Below are 350 nucleotides of genomic sequence, written 5' to 3'. Positions count from 1 at the left end.
ACTGGGGTGAAGTCGTAACAAGGTAGCCGTATCGGAAGGTGCGGCTGGATCACCTCCTTTCTAGGGAGAATTAACCTACTGTTTAATTTTGAGGGTTCTTTATGAAAACTCAAGATATGTTGAAAAAATCGACATGGGGGTGTAGCTCAGCTGGGAGAGCACTTGCCTTGCACGCAAGGGGTCAGGAGTTCGATCCTCCTCATCTCCACCATTAGTGCTTTTAATTAAGTGCTTTAGTACTTTGAAAACTGCATAACATTTAGTGATATGACATTATAAAAGAAGAAGATAAACTTCTTAAAAAATATATCATATAAAGAAGATAACTTTTAAAAATATCAACTTTAATA

At 37.1% G+C, this 350-nt stretch carries 1 tRNA gene and 1 rRNA gene; both read left to right on the top strand.

What is annotated here, in order from left to right:
- Positions 1-60: ribosomal RNA gene (locus K0039_RS21760) — 16S ribosomal RNA — on the top strand; the annotation flags it as partial.
- A 75-nt stretch (positions 61-135) separates the two neighbouring features.
- A tRNA-Ala gene (locus tag K0039_RS21755) sits at positions 136-211 on the top strand.
- Positions 212-350 lie beyond the last annotated feature (139 nt).

The sequence above is a fragment of the Terrisporobacter mayombei genome (assembly GCF_020748465.1).
GTDB lineage: Bacteria > Bacillota > Clostridia > Peptostreptococcales > Peptostreptococcaceae > Terrisporobacter > Terrisporobacter mayombei.
Note: the sequence above shows the minus strand (reverse complement) of the source record. Positions and strands in the feature narration are given on the sequence as shown.